The organism is Yersinia massiliensis (genome assembly GCF_003048255.1).
GTDB classification, from domain to species: domain Bacteria; phylum Pseudomonadota; class Gammaproteobacteria; order Enterobacterales; family Enterobacteriaceae; genus Yersinia; species Yersinia massiliensis_A.
This window is the reverse complement of the sequence record NZ_CP028487.1, coordinates 2,755,567-2,771,509: the sequence shown is the minus strand read 5'-3', so window position 1 is coordinate 2,771,509 and position 15,943 is coordinate 2,755,567. Positions and strand designations below refer to the sequence as shown.

Sequence of the window (15,943 nt, the reverse complement as noted above, 5' to 3'; positions counted from 1 at the left end):
AATCGATTATGCCGATAATAGTGAGTTTGTATTGTTCAATATATAAAAAATACTTCAGCTAATCAAAATCCTAAGTACTTGCAGTTCAATAAATGAGCAAAAAAAACAAATCGTGCTACCCCTGAACAGAAGACTGTATCGAACTAATTGCCAAGAGAAAATATTTTAAATTGCCAATGGTGTATTTAATGGTGTTTTTAACTAGGAATAGTCCTATGGTCGTCAAAAATAGCGTACATATCACATTTTCGCCGCTATCAATCGCTGGAATAACAATATTCTATAATAATTAAGCAACAGTATTTTCTTTCAACTATCCTATGTAACATGCTGTAATACATTCCAAGGACGTCTTTTCATCATAATTTCATCATGAAAATGTAAATCCGTGAAGTCGCTTTTATCGAACATCAAACAAGTTGCTGGCTTAAGGGTTATATAATGTATAACGCATTTACGACACTGCTGCGTCCGTTGCAACGGCACAGAATTACTATATTAGCGCTATTAATTTCCGGCCTTTCAGTTAACTCCGCTTTGGCAGAAACACAGTATGATTCATTAATCATCAAAGCTAGAGCAGGGGACACTGCGCCGGTCCTTGACTATTTACAAAAAGAATCTAAAGCGGGCCCGCTTAATAGCGGGCAAGTTGACGACTGGCTGCAAATTGCCGGTTGGGCAGGGCGCGATCAAGAAGTTATCGATGTCTATGAGCGCTATCACTCTTCAACAAATCTTTCGTCGCGAGGATTGGCGGCGGCGGCACGTGCCTATCGGAATGAAAAACGTTGGGATCAAGCGTTGGCACTGTGGCAGAGCAGTTTGAAGAAAGATCCCACTAACCCTGATCTGATTACTGGCATGATCATGACTCAGGCTGACTCTGGGCGTGGTGGTGAAGCTTTACAGCAAGCAAAAGAATTGGCTGAGCGTAATCCTTCCGCAAAAAACTACATGACACTGTCCTATCTGAGCCGTGCGACCAATCGTAATTATGATGCGTTACAAGCTTCCAGTGAGGCGGTACGACTGGCGCCAGAATCGGAAGAAGTATTAAAAAATCATCTTGAGATATTGCAGAGAAACCGAATTGCCGATCCGGCGTTACAGTTAGCGAAAGAAAACCCAAAACTGGTGACCGCAGAGCATTATCGTCAACTCGAGCGAGATGCGGCAGCGGAACAAGTTCGTATGGCGGTCATGCCAACGCGCAGTGAAACAGAGCGTTTTTACATTGCCGATCAAGCTCTGGCCGACTATCAGGATTTGTTAACTCGCTGGAGTAAAGATCCCGCAGCTCAAGAGGATTACCAGCGTGCGCGTATTGATAGACTTGGTGCATTATTGGTACGCCGCAATACAGTTGAGTTGATTAAAGAATTTGAAGCGATGGAAGCTGAAGGCTACAAAATGCCTGACTACGCTCGTCGCTGGGCTGCCTCTGCTTATATTGATCAACGTATGCCTGAGAAAGCCGCCCCGATTCTGACCAGCTTATATTACGCCGATGGGAAAACCTTCCGTAACAGTGACGACTTGCTTGATGCCGATGACCTCTATTACTCACTGAATGAAAGTGAGCAATTAGATAAGGCACATCAATTTGCTAAAAACTATAGCGAGCAAACCCCGTATCAAGTTGGCGTTTATGGTCTGCCGGGTAAAGAGCCCAATGACGACTGGATGGAAGGTCAAACGCTGCTGGTTCAATCTCTGGTCGCCCTCAATGACTTGCCAGCGGCGCAGAAAAAACTGGAGACATTGTCCAGCACCGCACCGGCTAACCAGAACTTACGCATTGCGTTAGCCAGTGTTTATCTAGCAAAAGATTTGCCACGTAAAGCGGAACAAGAATTGAAAGCGGTTGAATCATTGGCACCGCGCAGTCTTATTTTGGAGCGTGCGCAAGCTGAAACCGCGATGGACCTGCAAGAATGGCATCAGATGGAGTTACTGACCGATGATGTGATTGCCCGTTCGCCGGAAGATGTACCCTCGCAGGAATTAGACCGCCAGCGTAAAATTCACAATATGTATGAATTGCGTGTGAGTGGTAACCGCGCACTTTCCTCCAATAGTCCAGTCAGTGGCAACAAAGACTATGGTTTTGAAACCCTCTTATATAGCCCGCCGATAGCCGAAAACTGGCGGGTCTTTGGGGGCGGTAGTTATAACAACTCTCAGTTTGAAGAAGGTACCGGCATTAACCGTGTGTTGCGTTTGGGCGGGGAATGGACGTCTCGTGACCATTGGGTTGAAGCTGAAGTGAATAACCAGAACTATGGTTTTGGCAATAAAACCGGTGCTCGCTTAGCAACTTGGTACGACTTTAATGACCATTGGCGTGTGGGGGGGCAGGTTGAACGGTTGGCTAAAGATACCCCGTTACGAGCGATGAAAAATAACATCACTGCCAACAGCGCTTCAGCCTTTGTGCTTTGGAAAGCTGATGATCGCCGTGATATTGAATTCAATGTCACACCATCCGATTTCTCTGATGGTAACAACCGTTGGGAATATGAACTTAACGGGCGTCAACGTATTTGGACGGGACCTTACCTGACAGCCGACTTCAGCTTGGGTCTGGCCGCTAGCCACAATACCAAAGAAGACGTGATTTACTATAACCCGAAAAGTGATTTCACTTACTTACCTGCAATAACCCTGAATCACATCATGTACCGCCATTATAAAACGGTCTGGAGCCAGCAAATACAGCTCGGTGTCGGTGGCTATTGGGAGAAAAACTACGGAAATGGTCTGGTAACCACGGCAGGTTATGGACAACGTATTCAATGGAATGATGTCGTCGATGCTGGTTTGGCATTGACCTACGATAAACGTCCTTATGATGGTGTCCGTGAGCACGACCTCTCGCTCGCTTTCGATTTGAATTACCGTTTCTAAGAGATCAGTGCTATGGCAAAGATATTATTGATAATCCGGATTCTTGTAGTCGGAATAATAACGCTACTGGCATCCGCGTGTTATGCCGAGAAACCTGTATTTGTTCCACCAGCCGAACGTGCATTGCCGTTGAATGAAAGGCCGTGGCAAAAAAATACGTTTGTGGTCATCGCGTATCATGATGTTGAAGATGACTCTGCTGACCAGCGTTATTTGTCGGTTAGAAGCAGTGCCTTAAGTGAACAATTGGCGTGGTTAAAAGACAATCGCTACAACGTGATTTCCGTCGATCAGATTTTGGCCGCTCGCAATGGTGGTGCGCCATTGCCTAACAAAGCCGTATTGCTAACGTTTGACGATGGTTACAGCAGTTTTTATACCCGTGTTTTCCCGTTGTTAGAAGCCAACAATATGAGCGCAGTATTGGCACCGGTAGGAACATGGATTGATACTCCGCCTAATAAAAAGGTGGATTTTGGTGGGTTAAGTACTGATCGCGATCGTTTCCTAACGTGGAAAGAGATCGGCGAGATGTCTAAGTCGAAGCTGATTGAAATCGGTGCTCATACCTATGCCTCTCATTATGGTGTCATTGCTAACCCGCAAGGAAACACCGAGCCAGCGGCAGCTAATCTGGCCTACGATCCAAAAACCAAAAAATATGAAACTGAAGCAGCCTTTAAGCTGCGGATGGAAAAAGATGTTTCGTTGATTACCGAACGCATCATCAAAGCAACCGGCAAGCAGCCTCGCGTCTGGGTATGGCCTTACGGCGCGCCGAATGGCACCGTACTCAGTATCTTACGCCAACACGGTTATCAGATGGCGATGACATTGGAACCGGGTATTGCGAACGTCAATGATTTGATGAATATCCCTCGTATTCTGATCAGCAATAACCCCTCGCTAAAGGACTTTGCTCAGTTAGTCACGTTGGTACAAGAAAAAGATATCATGCGCGTCGCGCATGTCGATTTAGACTATTTGTACGATCCTGATCCCGTACAGGAGAAGGAGAATCTCGACAAACTGATCCAGCGTATTTCTGATTTACGTGTGACGACGGTGTTCTTGCAAGCGTTCTCTGATCCGAAAGGGGATGGCAATATCCGCGAGGTGTATTTCCCTAACCGCTGGATACCGATGCGCCAAGACTTATTTAACCGTGTTGCATGGCAATTAGCCTCACGACCAGATGTTGATGTTTATGCTTGGATGCCAGTATTGGCATTCGAAATGGACCCTTCATTGCCACGGATCACGCGTATCGATCCGAAAACGGGCAAAACAAGCATCGATCCTGACCAATATCGCCGTCTGTCGCCATTCAACCCTGAAGTCAGACAGCGCATTATCGATATCTACCGCGATATGGCCTACAGCGCTCCGATTGATGGCGTGCTCTATCACGACGATGCTGTGATGTCTGATTTTGAAGATGCCTCACCGGATGCGATCCGTGCATACGAAAAAGCCGGTTTCCCTGGTTCGATTACCACCATACGTAACGATCCTGAAACCATGGCGCGCTGGACTCGCTATAAGAGCAAGTATCTGGTTGATTTTACTAACGAGCTAACACGCCAAGTGCGTGATATTCGTGGCCCACAAGTCAAATCAGCTCGTAATATATTCGCTATGCCGATTTTAGAACCGGAAAGTGAAGCATGGTTTGCGCAGAATCTCGATGATTTCTTGGCGAACTATGATTGGGTTGCCCCGATGGCAATGCCGTTGATGGAAAAAGTACCGTTATCTGAGTCGAACGAGTGGCTATCACAACTGGTCAACAAAGTTGCAGAACGCCCTGGAGCATTAAACAAAACTGTATTTGAACTGCAGTCGAAGGACTGGACCAAGCCTGAGGGCAGCAATGCCATTAGTGGGGCGATACTGGCAGGCTGGATGCGCCAGTTGCAGTTAAATGGCGCGCAAAATTTTGGTTACTATCCGGATAACTTTATCACTGGCGAACCACCGCTAAAAGATGTCCGCCCTGTGCTATCTTCTGCCTGGTATCCTTTATATGATCGATAGAATTATTGCGTTACTCATCCTATGCCTGGTACTGAGCATCCCTGCGGGAATGATCCTGCTCTTTACCGGTGACGTATTGCTGAATTTTGTTTTCTTCTATCCGCTGTTTATGTCCGGGATCTGGATAACAGGCGGTGTTTATTTCTGGCTACGCCGTGAAAGACATTGGCCTTGGGGGGACGATGTTCCCCCGCCAGAATTGAAAGGTAATCCGCTGGTTTCAATCCTCATCCCTTGCTTTAACGAGGGGCTAAATGCGCGGGAAACCATTCATGCGGCCTTGGCGCAAACTTATACCAACATTGAGGTCATCGCCATTAACGATGGCTCCAGTGATGATACCGCGCAAGTGCTCGACGCATTACTGGTTGAAGATCCTCGATTGAGAGTGATTCATCTGGCTCATAATCAGGGCAAAGCGATAGCCCTGCGTATGGGAGCAGCGGCCGCGCGCAGTGAATATCTGGTTTGTATCGATGGTGATGCTTTACTCGATAGAAAAGCGGTGCCGTATCTGGTGGCGCCACTGATTGCCAATCCACGTGTCGGTGCCGTGACGGGTAATCCACGGATACGCACCCGCTCAACCTTGGTCGGTCGTGTTCAGGTGGGTGAGTTTTCTTCCATTATCGGGCTGATTAAGCGAACGCAACGTGTCTATGGCCAAGTCTTCACCGTTTCAGGTGTGGTGGCTGCTTTCCGCCGTAGAGCATTAGCGGATGTGGGCTATTGGAGCCCAGATATGATCACGGAAGATATTGATATCAGTTGGAAGTTGCAGGTCAGGCACTGGTCAGTATTCTTTGAGCCGCGTGGTTTATGCTGGATTTTGATGCCAGAAACGCTACGAGGTTTATGGAAGCAACGCCTGCGTTGGGCACAAGGTGGGGCAGAAGTGTTCCTGAAGAATATGTTCAAGCTGTGGCGCTGGCGCAATCGCCGGATGTGGCTGCTATTCTTTGAGTATTCACTTTCCATCACGTGGGCGTTTACCTACCTATTCAGTATCATTTTATTCCTCTTGGGATTAGTGATTACGTTGCCGCCGGGCATACATGTGCAAACCGTGTTCCCACCAGCGTTTACTGGGATGGTATTGGCGCTGACTTGTTTGATGCAGTTTGCTATCAGTTTGGTGATTGAACGGCGCTACGAGCCCAAATTGGGGAATTCGCTATTCTGGATTATCTGGTATCCAATGGTTTACTGGATGCTAAGTTTGTTTACGACCGTGGTGGCGTTCCCCAAAGTCATGCTCAATACCAAGCGTAAACGTGCGCGTTGGGTGAGCCCAGATCGCGGAATAGGGAGGGTTAAGCCATGAGTGAACCTCTGATTCATACTGAACAGCGGGCTATTCCCCGCTGGATTGATATCATTATCACCGCTTTAGCTTGGATTGGTTTTATCTTCCTATTTGCTAAGGGTTTTTTTGACATGATTGGCAGAGCGCCAAATATGGGACCGATACCTTTTAGGCTCTATATACTCAGCGGTCTCACCACTATTGCCTTGTATTTCGCCATCGCATTGTTTAATGCTGTGATTATCATTTTATGGGCCAAATATAACCAAGTCCGTTTTCAGGTTGAACGCCGTGGGCATCGGCCAAGTTTGGATGACGATGAGTTGGCGAGCAGTATGGACCTCTCTGGGGAGATGATCGCCAAACTGAAAGCCGGTTCCTGCATGACGCTGTACAACGACGAACATGGGCAGCTACTGGAAGTGAAAGATGGGTTACAACTGCCTACAGTTGCACCGGTCGTCAATTTACGTCGAGGGTGATGGTCAAATAATCGCTAAATACCTGAAAGTTTGATTTTATGATTGCTACTTTCGGGTATTTAGCGACACCCACTGTTAATTTAGATCTGCTTTAGTGATAAATACCGCATAAAGCCGCTTTCTTTTATAATCCCCATTCATATATTGCTATGATTTAGCAGAAATTGTAGTGCGATGCGTAATTGAATGTCGCCGCAGCGGGTATTTCTCTGGCAGTTGAATTTTAAAAGGGAGCATACAGTGAAGCAAAATCATTTTGGACAAACTATCGGAGCAGAATTATCGAGCTGGCAAACCGCGCAACGGCCACAACGGGAAATTTTACCGGGCCATTTTTGCTATCTAGCCCCAGTGAATACCGATAAGCACGAGGCCTGCTTATATCAGGCGTATCACTTAGTCAAAGACGCGCATGATTGGACGTATTTCTATTGTGAGCGGCCTGAGAGTCAGGACGATTTTCATCAATATTTGCAATCGCTGATTGAGACCAACGACTCTTTCCATTTCACGGTAGTGGATGCGCAAACGGACTTGGCACTCGGTACGGTTGCGTTACAACGAATTGATGAAAAGAACGGTGTTATCGAGATTGGCTCTGTTAATTGGTCACCGCGATTAAAACGTCACTCGGCGGGGACTGAAGCAATATATTTACTGCTACATTACGTCTTTGACAAATTAGGTTATCGCCGCTGTGAGTGGAAATGTGATTCACTGAATGAGCCATCCAATTCAGCTGCATCTCGATTTGGTTTCCAGTTCGAGGGGCAATTCCGTCAGGCTATTGTCACCAAAGGGCGCAATAGAGACACCAACTGGTATTCCATTACTGACCGTGAGTGGCCATTAATTAAGCAGGCATTTAATGATTGGCTTGCGATGGATAACTTTGACAGTGAAGGTAAACAGAAAACACGATTACAAGATTTAAGAATCAGTCGATAATGATGATTAATCACACTGTGGTTAATACTATATTATTGTATTAATGGGTTATTATTTTATTTCGCCTTTACTTAAAACAGCGATAAAAAGAGTAGGGGCGAAAGAGAAGTGCGAGACTAAGGCCAGTCATAAAGCAGGGCTAAATAGTATAACGTGAAATGAATATTGATTAGAACAAAAAACAAACAAAATAAAAAAATAATATTTTTTTGCATTCTGATATCGCGAAACTTAAGAGTGTCATTATACTGTAATCATCTGGCGGTATTTTTCACACGGTGCATAGCTTAGGCTGTTGTTTATCACTGCGGGGATCGCTAATGGTAGAGTCCATGATTGGGCTGTTAAGACAAGAACAAGATTTTACTCAAGCGACTCGTTATTACGAGGGCTTCCCTTCCGACCCTCAATTTCCAGTAGTACAATCATTATCTCTCCCAAATATATTAACGCCAACGTCCGTACTCTTAGTCTTTATACCCTGTAATACCCTCCCTTGCGATACCGTGGTCACCCAAGTTATTAGGGTGCTGAAGTGTTCACGTTATTCGCATTTTTCATTGGCTAGTATTGGCTGCGAAGGAAGCCATAACCTCATCCGTATGTGAACATAATCGCGCAGGCAATTTCTGCTGCGGTAGATGAAACAAACTGTAAGGTGCCACTATGGGAAGACAGAAAGCAGTGATCAAAGCTCGTCGTGAAGCGAAACGTGTTATTAGACGTGATTCGCGTAGCCATCGTCAGCGTGAGGAAGAGAACGTGACATCGTTAGTACAAATGGGCGGTGTCGAATCAATCGGTATGGCACGGGATAGCCGTGATACCTCCGTTATCCAAGCACGCACGGAAGCTCAAGGTCATTACTTATCGGCCATAGACAGTAAATTGCTCATCTTCGCCACCGGCGAAGCAGGGTGTGGTAAAACCTTTATCAGTGCAGCCAAAGCGGCTGAAGCACTAATCCACAAAGAAGTTGATCGAATCATTGTAACGCGGCCAGTGCTACAGGCAGATGAAGACCTAGGCTTCTTGCCTGGCGATATCTCTGAGAAATTCGCGCCTTACTTCCGCCCGGTGTATGACATTCTGCTGCGTCGGCTCGGATCGTCCTTCATGCAATACTGCTTACGTCCTGAAATCGGGAAAGTAGAGATTGCGCCTTTCGCCTATATGCGTGGGCGTACTTTTGAAAATGCGGTGGTGATCCTCGATGAGGCACAAAATGTCACCGCCAGCCAAATGAAGATGTTCCTGACCCGTCTCGGTGAAAATGTCACGGTAATCGTTAATGGTGATATCACCCAATGCGACCTTCCGCATGGCGTGAAATCGGGTCTTAGTGATGCGTTGGAGCGCTTTGCTGAGGATGAAATGATTGGCATTATCCGCTTTGATAAACAGGACTGTGTCCGCTCAGCGCTGTGCCAACATACCTTGAATGCCTATTCATAGTTCTGCGTTATGAATGGATGACCCCATAAAAAAGGGCAAGCGCTTAATGCGCTTGCCCTTTGCTTATCATGAAGGTACTGACTTTTCCGCAACACCTATTTACCGCAACGACCATGTTTTACCGCAACGACTTATGACAACTGATGGCGGCGGCAGCATGCTGCTACAGCATAATCGTCATCATATAAGCCGCGAACAGCGCTAGATGCGCAGTCCCATTCAGAACGTTGGTTCTGCCCGTAGAGAAAGAGATTTGCGATAGAATCAACACACTGACCATCACCACAATATGGGGCGCTTCCAGGCCAAAGTTCAATTCCTGTCCGGTCAGCACGGCGATTAAGGTCACCGCTGGTACCGTCAGTGAAATGGTCGCCAATACCGAACCGAAGAACAGATTCATGGCGCGTTGAACTTGATTCGCCAGTACCGCTTTTAATGCCCCTAAGCCTTCAGGTGAAAGGATCAGTAATGCAATCAGGAAACCGGTAAATTTGGCGGGCGCATTCAATTCAGTCAGCAAGGCTTCCAACGGGTTGGCATCAAATTTGGTTACCGCGATTACTGCAACCAGATGAACTAACAACCAACACGCATGGGACAGACTACTGTGGGAAGAGGGCTTACCATGGTGTGGATCGCTTGGGTCATCCCCTTCGTCTTCATGCTCATAAACAAACAGATTCTGATGTGTTTTGGTTTGTATCAGCAGGAAAACGCCGTACATTGCCGCTGAAATTGCGGCCACAACTAACGACTGTGCGACGCTAAAGCTACCCTCTGGCAGGGTGCTCGGTAAGACCAAGACAATGATAGCCAGCGGGAAAATCGCCATCAGGTATTGTTTGATACCGACTAAATTGACGTGCTGAGTTGCGAATTTACGGCCACCCAACAGTAACGACACGCCAACCAACCCGCCAATAACAATCATGATGATTGAATAGAGCGTATCGCGCATCAAGGCTGGGGCAGCATCGCCAGTCGCCATCATTGCCGAGATCAAGCTAACCTCAAGAACAACCACGGATAAACTGAGGATAAGTGAGCCGTAGGGTTCACCCAAACGGTGGGCTAACACGTCAGCATGGCGTACCACGCTGAAAGCACTGCTCAGGATCCCCACCAAGGCGATCAGGTTGATAACGATAACGGCAGCGAAATTGCTGGTATCACCCCATAAATTTAGAATAACCAGCGCAATGATAGGCAGGATAAGGGAGTATTCGTGGTGGCGTGATTTAGATCGGCCAGGATCATTTTGCGACTTCATTTTGAGAACGCTCCTAAAAACTTTACTGCATTAAACGGGCCTTACAGCCATTTAACGATAATTAAGCGCCATATTGCAGGCTAAGTAGCCTTAAGACTAACAAATAACAGGGAATTGTCGCAGAAAATTTACAAGGTTTTAACTGGACTAGCCATAAAAAAGGCCATAAAAATGGACATACGAGATGATGTCCATTGATTTAACAGAAATTAATTAATACTAGTCGTCAATATTATCCATAACTTCATGGCGCTTATGATGATAGTCTTCTTCATTCAACCCTTCACGCCAGTAAGGGATCGCATAAAGCTGCTGGCGCTCACACCCTTTCTCACGGCGCAGATAACGGCGCAACTGCACAACCAGACTGTCTTCACCGGCTATCCAAAATGTGGCTTCTTCCATCGGCAAATTCAGGGCGCAGAACTGGTTGATAACGTCTTTCGTTTTCTCTGTACCGCCAATCACCCAACTCAGCTCAACACCGGCCGGTTTAATGAGATCCAATACATCCTGTGGGGTATCGACGCGAATGATGGCATGGCCTTCTGCATCAGCGGGTAGTGTTTCCAATAGTGCGGCAATGGCTGGGAGCGAGGAAGGGTCACCCACCAGATAGCTGTAAGCTGACGGTGGCAGCAGTGTTTCAGGCCCACCCGGATTAGTTATCCCCAACCAATCACCCGGTTTCGCATTGCGGGCAAAATTCACCGCCGGACCACTGTGGTCATGAAGTGCGAATTCGATATCAATCTCACCCAATTCTGGGCGGATAGCCCGAACGGAATAGGTTCGCACAATAGGACGCACTTCTGCTGCTGGCCACACTGGGCCTTTCTCACCCAGTACCGGCAACTCCGGCTGTGTTTGCCCCGCCAAAGGCAAGAATACCTTCAAATGAGCACCGCCACATTCAGGGGGATAATTTTGTAACGTCGGGCTTTCAAAAGTAATTCGGCGCAGATGAGGGGAGAGATCTACCGTTCTTTTGACCTGAACCAAACGTGGTGGAGTGGGACGATAGCGCGGTTTTGTTGCGGTAGCTGCTGTGGTCACAGTTTATCCTTTTTAATGTTGTGGCGTTTTGACTTGAACATCAGCCAGCGGAAGCTATGGCTTATTGCGGCGCAAATTATAACATCAACCAATGTTAATGATAATTATTTGCATAAAAAATATGTCAGGAATATGAAAAGAGCGAGGGCAACACTCAATAGCAGAGCCATTAAATCTATCGTCGCGTGACTATATTAAAAAGTTATTAATTATAGCGAGCGGTGTTATTTCTCACCGGACGTTATTAAATTAAAGAAAAAAATAAATATATATGTAATTGATAATAAATGAAATTATATATATTAGGGCTGAAGCGACTTGGTATCTATCGGTCATTATCTTTGCTTAGTACAAAAAAACATAAGCCACGGTTTTTTTGTATTTGGTTGTCGTGATTTTCTGCCGTATTGCTTTGAGTAGGCAAATTAAACGAATTAAGTCGAGATGAAAGAGGCTATGCATGAATTTCCAACAACTTAAAATTATTCGGGAATCAGCCCGCTGCAATTACAACCTGACGGAGGTCGCGAATACATTATTTACCTCCCAGTCTGGTGTCAGTCGGCATATTCGCGAACTGGAAGAAGAGTTGGGTATTGAGATCTTTATCCGCCGTGGCAAGCGTTTATTAGGGATGACAGAGCCGGGAAAAGAGTTGCTGACTGTCGCAGAGCGTATGTTGAATGATGCTAACCAGATTCGCCGCTTGGCAGACGTATTCAGTAATAATGATAGTGGTCAGCTCCATATTGCCACGACCCATACTCAGGCGCGCTACAGTTTACCGAGAGTCATCAAAGAGTTTCGTCTGCTGTACCCAGAGGTAAAGTTGGTGATCAGTCAGGGAAACCCGCAAGAAATTGCTGCGATGTTGCACGCGGGTGAGGCAGATATCGGTATTGCCAGCGAATTACTCATGAGCGATGAAACCATCGCTGCATTTCCTTATTATCGCTGGCATCACGCCATTGTTGTGCCAGAAAACCACCCGCTGACACAAGAACCGAATATCACCTTGGAAACCCTCAGTACGTTACCCTTAATTACTTATCGGCAAGGGATAACTGGGCGGTCACGGTTGGATAATGCCTTCAAAAATGCGGGGTTAACGCCCGATATTGCGCTCAGCGCCCAAGATTCTGATGTGATTAAAACTTATGTTGAGCTGGGTATGGGCGTTGGGATTTTGGCGGATATGTCCTACGAGGCCCATCGCGATAACGGATTGGTACGATTAAATGCAGAGCACTTATTTGATGCGAATACCGTTTGGTTGGGGCTAAAACGCGGACAGTTACAACGTAACTTTATCTGGTTCTTTATCCAGCTCTGTAATCCAACACTTTCCCTGAATGATATCAAAGAGAAAGTGCTGGCAGAGACGACGGATGAAGTGGTGATCGACTACCAGATTTAAGCGTTAAATAGCGGACTGGCGCGTTGAACAGATAACCGTCAGTCGAGATCATCATTATCGGGGCTAAACCGCACGCGTACTTCTGTCCCACCTTCTTCACGCTGGCGAATATCACACTGCCCATTCAGGCTGGTGGCTCTATCTTGCATAATCATCAGGCCGTAATGGTTAGGTCGTTCACTGGCTTGACCTATCCCGCAGCCATTATCGATGATGGACATCAACACATCACCGTCCTGCGCGACGACGTTAATCTCCGCTCGGCTGGCATGGGCGTGTTTGTAGATATTGTTGAGCGCTTCACGGGCAATATTCACCATATGGATAGCCTGATGGTCGGGCACAAAGTCGGAGGCTAAGTCAAAACTGAGCGTAATGGGTAAATTTGCACGTTCGCTGAATTCGTTGACCAATGTCTGAAGTGCAGCGTGTAAAGTTGCCGCGTTGAGTTTCAGGCGGAATGTGGTGAGCAGCTCACGTAACTGGCGATAGGCGATATTCAATTCATCACGCATTTGCTGCACTAAAAGTTTACTCGGTTCTGGCATGTCTGGCGTCTGCATCTGCAAACAGCTCACCTGTATTTTTAAGCAGGAGAGAGATTGCGCGATGGAGTCATGCAGCTCGCGTGCAATGGAGGAACGCTCCTCCATTAACAGTAATTGCTGCTGGTGTCTTGCTTGGCTCTCCAGCGCTAAAGTGCTGGTCAGTTGCTCGACCAGTGTATTGACTAACTGTTGCTGATCAGCGTTAAGCGGGTTATCCGCAGGTAGCTTCGCCAACAACAAGCCATATTGACCAAGCTTATCGCTCAAGCTCCAACTGAGCGACTCCCGTGATGTTGCTGGGCTTGTCTCATAGGATGCACTGCTGATAGTTAACGGTGCCGGGCGATTTTGTGGGGGTAAGTATTCTCCATCCATCATGTCCGTGAGGTGGGAGCGATACAGGTGATTTTCGTACAAGCAAATTTGCACATTTTCGAGTGGTGTCAGTGCTTGCAGTTGATCAATAACTGGCACTAATCGTTCGCTCAACGGTTGATTGGTGTGCAACTGGCGACTGCTGTGATAGAGGAACGCCAAGACCTGATTTTTCTGTTGTAGATCTGTGGTTTTTTGTTCGACTCGCTTTTCTAAATCACTGTAGATCAAGGATAATTCTTGTGACATACGGTTTAGGGCCGTGCCTAGCATGCCCATTTCGTCGCGTTGATTAGATAAGGTGTAGCGCTTACTAAAATCACCACGACCAATCGCATTCGCCATCGAAATAAGTTGCAACCATGGGCGTAATAAGCGGCGACGCAAATAGTAGATAGTCGCTAACAGTAGGCCCAGTGTCAGGATAATAAAGACCAACTGGATCAGGGTGACTAACAATAAGCGTTGTTCAGTTTTGTGATCAATCGCTAATACCAACGCATCTAACTGGTGAACGAAATCAGCCACACTTGCCGCCACTTCGTCAGGGTGCTTGGCTTGCGTGAGTTGTGGTTTTAGCGTGTCCTGCCAATAGCGCTCTATTTGTTGGTACTGGCTGGTCAAGCCTTCCCGTGTGAGGGCTTGTTGTAAATCACGGCTGGTTTTGTCTTGCTCCAATGCCACCAGATAGGGTAAGTCACGGTCATCCAATGGCACCATTGAAAGCAGCCGGTAACTTTGCATACGCAATGAGCCCGCTTTATTGATTGCATGAGCATTACCCTGAATGCTTTGTGCCATCCATGACGAGATCGTCATGCCAGCTAATCCTAGCACCCCCAGTAGCATCATCAGTAAAGAGATCTGATTGACCAGGGGGATCAGGTAACGTTTCATAAAGTGGGCTTCCTAGGCTAATAACCCTGCAACATTACCGGTTTTATGGGGTAAATGTTAGCCCTAATGAGACTTCATCCCCGCCGCGGTCATCATCATGCGAAACAACATAGAGACCGCCAATAGGGCCAGAACACTGCCGCACCAGATAATCAGCATCCAACCGAGTCGCTTCCACCAAGGCGACTTTATCGGTTCTGCAGTTGGCGAAGGTGATTGCGATTTCATCATTTAGTGATAGCCCTGTTCGTGATTGATTTTCCCGCGGAAGACGTAGTAGCTCCAGAAGGTATAAACCAGAATGATTGGAATGATAAAAAGTGCCCCCACCAGCATAAATCCTAAGCTCTGTGGCGGTGCGGCGGCTTGCCATAAGGTAATAGACGGCGGGATAAGGTAAGGCCAGATACTGATCCCCAAACCGCTATAGCCAAGAAACATGAGTAAGAGTGTGAGTAAGAAGGGGGCATAATGACCGCCGCGTTTAACGGCGCGCAGCAAGGCCCAACTGGCCAACAACACCAACAATGGTACGGGTAGGAACCAGAATAGATTGGGCAATGTGAACCAGCGCGCTGCAATTTGTGGGTGTGCAAGCGGGGTCCAGAGGCTAATAACAGCAATAATTACTAGCATCATTACTGTCAGTGGTGTTGCCAGTTTATGCATCACTTGCTGCACATGACCGTCGGTTTTCATAATCAACCAAGTACACCCGAGCAATGCATAAGCGATCACCAAACCGACACCGCAAAACAAGGAAAAAGGTGCTAACCAATCGAACGGTCCGCCGCTGTAACTGCGACCGGTGACGCGGAAACCATGAATAAAAGCACCGACCACCATACCTTGCGTGAAAGTGGCAACCAATGACCCGCCAATAAAGGCCTTATCCCAGATGTGCTGCTTTTCCTGACTGGCTTTAAAGCGGAATTCGAAGGCGACACCGCGAAAGATCAACCCTAATAGCATGAGAGTCAGCGGGATCGCCAGTGCATCCAAAATGACGGCATAAGCTAATGGGAAAGCGCCGAGTAGCGCCGCCCCTCCGAGCACCAACCAAGTTTCGTTACCGTCCCAAACCGGTGCCACACTATTCATCATCAAATCTCGGTCGCGGCTGTTTTTGACCAGCGGAAACAAGATGCCGATACCTAAGTCGAAACCATCCATTACCACATACATCATGGTGCTAAAGACGATGATGACAAACCAAATCAATGGAAGATCAATACCCAT

At 47.0% G+C, this 15,943-nt stretch carries 13 protein-coding genes; 8 read left to right on the top strand and 5 right to left on the bottom strand.

The features are described from left to right. Positions 1–441: 441 nt before the first annotated feature. From pgaA to phoH, 7 genes are all read left to right on the top strand, one after another. Positions 442–2,910 carry a poly-beta-1,6 N-acetyl-D-glucosamine export porin PgaA gene (gene pgaA, locus DA391_RS12865; protein ID WP_050081536.1) on the top strand — a complete coding sequence of 823 codons (2,469 nt, stop codon included), beginning with the start codon at positions 442–444 and terminating at the stop codon, positions 2,908–2,910. Positions 2,911–2,922: 12 nt separating this feature from the next. Further along, positions 2,923–4,947: a poly-beta-1,6-N-acetyl-D-glucosamine N-deacetylase PgaB gene (pgaB, locus tag DA391_RS12860; RefSeq protein WP_050081535.1), complete on the top strand. Its 2,025-nt coding sequence runs from the start codon at positions 2,923–2,925 to the stop codon at positions 4,945–4,947. Next, positions 4,937–6,271: a poly-beta-1,6-N-acetyl-D-glucosamine synthase gene (gene pgaC, locus DA391_RS12855; protein WP_050081534.1), complete on the top strand. Its 1,335-nt coding sequence runs from the start codon at positions 4,937–4,939 to the stop codon at positions 6,269–6,271. Before pgaB ends, pgaC begins: the two co-directional genes overlap by 11 nt. After that, the gene (gene pgaD, locus DA391_RS12850; RefSeq protein WP_050081533.1) at positions 6,268–6,735 is read left to right on the top strand and encodes a poly-beta-1,6-N-acetyl-D-glucosamine biosynthesis protein PgaD; all 468 of its coding nucleotides are present in this window, start codon (positions 6,268–6,270) and stop codon (positions 6,733–6,735) included. Before pgaC ends, pgaD begins: the two co-directional genes overlap by 4 nt. 240 nt (positions 6,736–6,975) lie before the next feature. Beyond that, positions 6,976–7,683: a GNAT family N-acetyltransferase gene (locus DA391_RS12845; RefSeq protein ID WP_050081532.1), complete on the top strand. Its 708-nt coding sequence runs from the start codon at positions 6,976–6,978 to the stop codon at positions 7,681–7,683. 320 nt (positions 7,684–8,003) lie between these two features. Further along, a complete protein-coding gene (locus DA391_RS24735; protein ID WP_108087783.1) occupies positions 8,004–8,291 on the top strand; it encodes a hypothetical protein in 288 nt (95 codons plus the stop codon). Between the two features lie 58 nt (positions 8,292–8,349). Then, complete coding sequence (gene phoH, locus DA391_RS12835; RefSeq protein ID WP_019209731.1) at positions 8,350–9,138, top strand: phosphate starvation-inducible protein PhoH; 789 nt, start codon at positions 8,350–8,352, stop codon at positions 9,136–9,138. Positions 9,139–9,301: 163 nt separating this feature from the next. Here the strand turns inward: phoH and chaA are convergent, their stop codons facing one another. Both chaA and DA391_RS12825 read right to left on the bottom strand, forming a co-directional pair. Beyond that, positions 9,302–10,411: a sodium-potassium/proton antiporter ChaA gene (gene chaA, locus DA391_RS12830; RefSeq protein ID WP_049605206.1), complete on the bottom strand. Its 1,110-nt coding sequence runs from the start codon at positions 10,409–10,411 to the stop codon at positions 9,302–9,304. Positions 10,412–10,630: 219 nt separating this feature from the next. Then, positions 10,631–11,467 carry a siderophore-interacting protein gene (locus DA391_RS12825; protein WP_108087782.1) on the bottom strand — a complete coding sequence of 279 codons (837 nt, stop codon included), beginning with the start codon at positions 11,465–11,467 and terminating at the stop codon, positions 10,631–10,633. Positions 11,468–11,927: 460 nt separating this feature from the next. On the opposite strand from DA391_RS12825, the gene cbl reads away from it, so the two are divergent. After that, on the top strand, positions 11,928–12,884 hold the full coding sequence (gene cbl / locus DA391_RS12820; protein WP_050081529.1) for an HTH-type transcriptional regulator Cbl: 957 nt from the start codon (positions 11,928–11,930) through the stop codon (positions 12,882–12,884). Between the two features lie 38 nt (positions 12,885–12,922). On the opposite strand, the gene narX is transcribed toward cbl, so the two are convergent. The 3 genes from narX to cydB all read right to left on the bottom strand — a co-directional run bounded on the left by narX (position 12,923) and on the right by cydB (position 15,943). Further along, a complete protein-coding gene (gene narX / locus DA391_RS12815) occupies positions 12,923–14,704 on the bottom strand; it encodes a nitrate/nitrite two-component system sensor histidine kinase NarX (protein WP_050081528.1) in 1,782 nt (593 codons plus the stop codon). A 63-nt stretch (positions 14,705–14,767) separates the two neighbouring features. After that, positions 14,768–14,935 carry a DUF2474 domain-containing protein gene (locus DA391_RS12810; RefSeq protein WP_072084724.1) on the bottom strand — a complete coding sequence of 56 codons (168 nt, stop codon included), beginning with the start codon at positions 14,933–14,935 and terminating at the stop codon, positions 14,768–14,770. Then, positions 14,936–15,943, bottom strand: coding sequence for a cytochrome d ubiquinol oxidase subunit II (cydB, locus tag DA391_RS12805; RefSeq protein ID WP_050285970.1), 1,008 nt, complete (start codon positions 15,941–15,943; stop codon positions 14,936–14,938). It abuts the gene before it with no gap.

Bases quoted from the DNA above. Each gene is read 5' to 3' on its own strand.
- chaA (WP_049605206.1), bottom strand. From the start codon at position 10,411: ATGAAGTCGCAAAATGATCCTGGCCGATCTAAATCACGCCACCACGAA.
- DA391_RS12810 (WP_072084724.1), bottom strand. From the start codon at position 14,935: ATGATGAAATCGCAATCACCTTCGCCAACTGCAGAACCGATAAAGTCG.
- pgaB (WP_050081535.1), top strand. From the start codon at position 2,923: ATGGCAAAGATATTATTGATAATCCGGATTCTTGTAGTCGGAATAATA.
- pgaA (WP_050081536.1), top strand. From the start codon at position 442: ATGTATAACGCATTTACGACACTGCTGCGTCCGTTGCAACGGCACAGA.
- DA391_RS24735 (WP_108087783.1), top strand. From the start codon at position 8,004: ATGGTAGAGTCCATGATTGGGCTGTTAAGACAAGAACAAGATTTTACT.
- cbl (WP_050081529.1), top strand. From the start codon at position 11,928: ATGAATTTCCAACAACTTAAAATTATTCGGGAATCAGCCCGCTGCAAT.
- phoH (WP_019209731.1), top strand. From the start codon at position 8,350: ATGGGAAGACAGAAAGCAGTGATCAAAGCTCGTCGTGAAGCGAAACGT.
- pgaC (WP_050081534.1), top strand. From the start codon at position 4,937: ATGATCGATAGAATTATTGCGTTACTCATCCTATGCCTGGTACTGAGC.
- pgaD (WP_050081533.1), top strand. From the start codon at position 6,268: ATGAGTGAACCTCTGATTCATACTGAACAGCGGGCTATTCCCCGCTGG.
- narX (WP_050081528.1), bottom strand. From the start codon at position 14,704: ATGAAACGTTACCTGATCCCCCTGGTCAATCAGATCTCTTTACTGATG.
- cydB (WP_050285970.1), bottom strand. From the start codon at position 15,943: ATGGGTATTGATCTTCCATTGATTTGGTTTGTCATCATCGTCTTTAGC.